Raw genomic sequence first — 4,579 nt, 5'->3', positions numbered from 1 at the left:
GATCTTCTCGGCAAGCACGCCGTTGGCCCATTCGGTGACCTCGGCGTCGACCGGCTTGTTGGCCATATCGGTGAGCGCGTCATCCAGCGATGGGACGGCGGCAACAGCATCGGCCGCCGCTATATTGGCGGCATCGAGCGCCGCCTGCGCTGCATCGATCTGCTCCTGGGTCGGGACTTGGTCGGCCGGAGTATTCGGGTCGTTCAATTTGGCGTTCAACGCGTCGACNATCGATCTGCTCCTGGGTCGGGACTTGGTCGGCCGGAGTATTCGGGTCGTTCAATTTGGCGTTCAACGCGTCGACTTCGGCTTGGGCGGCATCTACCGCGGCTTGGGCGCTCTTTGCGGCCGCCGACGCTGTCACATAAGCCTGAACGCCCGCGAATTTCTTGCTCTTGGAGTTCATATAAGCGTTGATGTTGCGCTGCAGCGAGTTCAGCCGGCCAAGCTTGGCGTGGATGTTCTTGTCCTTGGGCGTCGCGGCGACCTCAATGTCGTCGACGGCGACCTGGTCTTCGCCCGAGGCCTTCTTTCCGGCGTGAGCCGATGCCGACTTGCCGTGCGAAGCGCTGTTGCCGGACTTCCCGCCGCTGTTGCCGGACTTGCCGCTATTGCCGTGACCACCGCCATTGCCGTGACCACCGCCATTGCCGTGACCACCACCATTGCCGTGACCACCACCGTTTCCGCCCGCGCCAGCGAAAGCAGGAGCGGTCACTAGTGCAAGCGCGGCAAGCGCTGCCAACAGCGTTTTTCGGGACGTCATGGTACCTCCTCAGGCGAATAGTCACCTCGCCGATTCGTTATAGAGCGGCTTATAAGAGTTTCCTAATTCGACTGAATGAACTTTAGATAAATGCTTGTTGCAATGAGCGACTGACGACTGCGAAGCGATGTATCGTCTGAAATCTAACAAAAAATCCGGAGTTGCAGACCATATCGGCCTTTTGCGCGACTGAAGTCCCACACCGATCGGACCTTGGTCGGACGATGCACAACAGCGGAATGCTTGCGGCATTTCGGTGTATGGCATCACATAACTGAGCATTGCTAGACAACTCGCCGGGCGAAGACCCCAACTACCTCGAGCCCGGCGAGCCTTACCCCTGATCAGAGTACGCGATCAGGACCGGGGATCAGCCGGCGAAAGATGTGGGTGCAATATGGGTGGCAAACTATCGTCCCAAATTGGGACCATGCGGCAAGCTGCGCTTAGGTCTCATAAGGCGTTGGCTCGGAAATGGCGATCGCTGGTTAGATCGCTTCCTTCGTTTGTTTGTATGTTTCGCTGGCACCGGCGGGAGTGCGCATATGTTCGCGAGCCGGCGTGGACGCCCCAACCCCCACCCGGTCAGGCCCAGCAGCCACCCGCTGCAAAGTCCCCCCGCAACCAGCTGCTGGGCCGCTCATGGACCGCGCTACTTGCGATGATCCAATCCACCAAGCCAGCCTCGATCCGCTCGCACCCAGTGAAATCGTGCACCAGGGCCTCGGCTAAATCGCGCAACCGAGACCCAGGCGGACCCGTTTCGCTTACTAGGCCTTGAATGGAGAACGTCGGCCTTGGAGCGCGGAGACGGCAACAGTAGCCGGATCGGCATCGTCCCAACCTTGCGCCATGTCGTTGCGATACGTTTACGAAGGCGCTTCAGCAGTTCGCGTGAGGCTCGGATGGCCCTGCGCGATTGATCCATGTCCCGGCGAAATGTGGCGGGTTCCGCCAGGACTTCTGGCGCATCAGCAAGGTGGCCGTAGTGGCCGCTAGAGCGATATCTACGGGCTTTGCTACCAACCAACCCGCACCTTCAGTGATGCCGGGCCGCTGCTATCCTCGCTCATGTTCTGTCATCGCAATGAAGGACGACATCTTCGAGCACCCGTAGCACACCTGTTGCATGGAAAAAGCTGTAGGCGTCTATAGGTGCCCGGGGAATCCGCCGTTTGTTTGCGTTGTGGAGCGGGACAAAGCAGGTTTCCTCACTCAGGCCGCCTACCGTGAAGCGGGGCACAAGCCCGACTTCGACGCATTGCCTTGGGAAGCTGAATACAGGGCCGCCAAACAAAGGAAGACCTGTTCTATCGCTGTATCTCGCCCTTAGTAGCGCGACATTATCAGTTTGCCAGGTGGTCGTTGCGACGGACGATCGCGTTGAGGATTGCTTCGTAGGCGCTGCCGACATCTTCCTCGATCTCTGTGGTTTTGATGCCGAGCGCTTTAGCATCGGCGAAAAGCTCTTGGGTCAGCTCGGCAATNTCTTCCTCGATCTCTGTGGTTTTGATGCCGAGCGCTTTAGCATCGGCGAAAAGCTCTTGGGTCAGCTCGGCAATGGAGATTATACCGGCACCGACGGTATTGGGGACCTTGTTCGAAATCCACTTCTGCAGAAAGTTTGCGCCGCGCGTGCTCATGAACAGATAAGCGCGCCGCGTTTATTAGGTTCCGGTCATCTAAGCTCTTACGCGATCACACCATAACCACCTCATGACAATTCAGCATGTGTGTCCGCGGCGGGCCTGTTCCGCTTGTGGCCGGCGCCTACCCACCCGGGTTCCCCAACCATGGCGTCGGCCATTTTCGCTCTCTCAGCGATTATAGACCCCTTGCTATAGGCCTATGTGTTGNTTCCGCTTGTGGCCGGCGCCTACCCACCCGGGTTCCCCAACCATGGCGTCGGCCATTTTCGTTCTCCCAGCGATTATAGGAATTGCTATCGCCTATGTGTTGGCCTTGGTTGGCGCGATCGGGTTAGATCGCCTCCTTTTTTCGTTCTAGCGGCTTACCAGCATATGACGGCAATGCAGGAGACCGGCAATTTCTTGTTCCACATCCATCGGCCATTCACCGTCGCGGCGCCTGAGGTTATCCAACCGTAGCGAGTCCTAAAGCCGCACAACCTTGTCGAGATGGAGGCGTATGCGCTGGCCTTCCGCGAAGGACAGCGCGAACGATTCCAGGGCGAATGAGCGTGTAATCTCCTGGTCAGTTTCAATGATGCGGACGACCCATTCGCCACTGGCTCCGACCACTTGCACGCAAGGCGCGACCTTCCAGATTGGCACCACGTTGCCCATCACGTCCTCCTACGAAAAGCAATGGCAAGTCGACTTAAGACCGTCGTAGCCGGTAGATCAATAACAATTGCTTGTTCGGATCGGACGAACCATCCTGGATGGGCAACACGACGGGGTTAATGCCACTTCGGTCAGGCAAACCCTCCGGGGACCTCCCGTGAGATAGCCTCTGCTTCAGGTCGTTGGCATTCAGGATGGCGGCCAGCTCTTCGGCATAATCCGTGTCGGGAAGGTCGACAGATGGGTGGCCCGCTACAATAGCCGGCTGGCCGGTGAACACGTCGAACACTGTCCACGTCCCATCCGGTTCCCGCCTTACCTCGTACCGCAGAGTTGCCATGAGGGGATCATATAGGTCGCCGTTAGAGGTGGGAATATTCGGTCCACGGAGGCTCGGGACGCAGAGCGGTGATTTTGCCGCTTTGAAGATTGCGGATCTTCGTCGACAGAGATCAAGTGAGATCGAACTCTATGGGATGGAAGCGGCGAACGCCGGAGCGCACTGCGCTTTGGAGGCTCATTTCGACGGTTGACCAGATGACTACCTCTTTTGGTGCGATTTCTTTCACCAACTGAGAGACCAAACTGACGGAACTTTTGCGCAGCATCGTGTTCGGTCGAGCATGACTAGAATAGCCGACCTTGGACCGCCTATCCCCGGCAAGCCACACCAACCGCAGGACGGGGGCGATCGATTTCACGCATGCCCGATCTGCGGTCAGCAGGTCGACAAACGCGATTTCCGCCAAGTGATGTGGCACGAGCAGCCAGATCACGATCCGCTTGAACTGGATCAGTGAGGCAGGAACAACTTGGCAGCTTCAGGGCCACGTCACACTAGGAAGGAAAGCGCGGCCGGACCCTTTGCCGCCGGCCGGCAGCGGTAAGGCATCCTCACCGAGCACTGCGGTGGACCAACTTTTCCATTTACTCGTTGTTCCTAAACAAAGGAAAAGCCCGCCGACCGAGGCCAGCGGGCTTGTGTTGCAGGGCACTCGTTGGGTTATAAGGGCTCAGGCGGCCAAGACAATAACACTAGGTAACCCTCCCGCCGTCACCGCGCTGAGACGCCCACGTTTGGTCAGTACCGGCTTCCTGTATTCTTTCTTCACTGCATTCCNCTCCCGCCGTCACCGCGCTGAGACGCCCACGTTTGGTCAGTACCGGCTTCCTGTATTCTTTCTTCACTGCATTCCCTCTCTAGTGTGAATTCGGCAAAACGCCTTGGGCCTAAAGGTTCCTCACTCATCGCTGCAGGTTGATGGCGTGCACACAGCCGTTACGGCCGAGAGCTTCTCGCGCTTCTTCAATCAGGCTTCTGATATGGCTTCTTCATGCAGGATCCCCACGTTTGTCCCTCAACGCGAAAAATGCAGTGAGGCCGCCACGATTGTCAAACAGAGGCGCCGAGGTCGCGATAACTCACATTTAGGTGTTGCTCTTGCGCAATACCTAAAGCGGCAAACGAAAGAAGTCGCTCGGTTTTCAATAGCTAGGCGCTCTTGCC

Annotated in this window: 5 protein-coding genes and 1 pseudogene; 1 reads left to right on the top strand and 5 read right to left on the bottom strand. The window is 57.8% G+C overall.

Annotated features, from left to right (window positions below; all coding sequences use genetic code 11):
- A pseudogene (locus tag X728_RS1000000170850) lies at positions 1-207 on the bottom strand (hypothetical protein); the annotation flags it as partial.
- A gap of 247 nt (positions 208-454) precedes the next feature.
- On the opposite strand from X728_RS1000000170850, the gene X728_RS1000000170845 reads away from it, so the two are divergent.
- Entirely contained in the window at positions 455-721 is a 267-nt protein-coding gene (locus tag X728_RS1000000170845; RefSeq protein ID WP_155924074.1) for a hypothetical protein, read from the top strand.
- 1,391 nt (positions 722-2,112) lie between these two features.
- Here the strand turns inward: X728_RS1000000170845 and X728_RS137095 are convergent.
- From X728_RS137095 to X728_RS1000000170840, 4 genes are all read right to left on the bottom strand, one after another.
- Positions 2,113-2,409, bottom strand: coding sequence for a DUF768 domain-containing protein (locus X728_RS137095; RefSeq protein ID WP_023833319.1), 297 nt, complete (start codon positions 2,407-2,409; stop codon positions 2,113-2,115).
- Between the two features lie 471 nt (positions 2,410-2,880).
- Positions 2,881-3,072, bottom strand: coding sequence for a hypothetical protein (locus tag X728_RS137100; protein WP_023833317.1), 192 nt, complete (start codon positions 3,070-3,072; stop codon positions 2,881-2,883).
- Between the two features lie 34 nt (positions 3,073-3,106).
- The gene (locus tag X728_RS1000000171210) at positions 3,107-3,361 is read right to left on the bottom strand and encodes a hypothetical protein (protein ID WP_196815132.1); all 255 of its coding nucleotides are present in this window, start codon (positions 3,359-3,361) and stop codon (positions 3,107-3,109) included.
- Between the two features lie 163 nt (positions 3,362-3,524).
- Positions 3,525-3,848, bottom strand: a complete 324-nt coding sequence (locus tag X728_RS1000000170840) for a hypothetical protein (RefSeq protein ID WP_155924073.1) — start codon at positions 3,846-3,848, stop codon at positions 3,525-3,527.
- Positions 3,849-4,579 lie beyond the last annotated feature (731 nt).

This window comes from Mesorhizobium sp. L103C119B0, from assembly GCF_000502235.1.
Lineage (GTDB): Bacteria > Pseudomonadota > Alphaproteobacteria > Rhizobiales > Rhizobiaceae > Mesorhizobium.
The sequence above is the reverse complement of the archived record's forward strand: the minus strand, read 5'-3'. Positions and strand labels throughout refer to the sequence as shown.

Excerpts from the sequence above, each read along its gene's own strand:
- X728_RS137100 (WP_023833317.1), bottom strand. The coding sequence starts at position 3,072 with ATGGGCAACGTGGTGCCAATCTGGAAGGTCGCGCCTTGCGTGCAAGTG.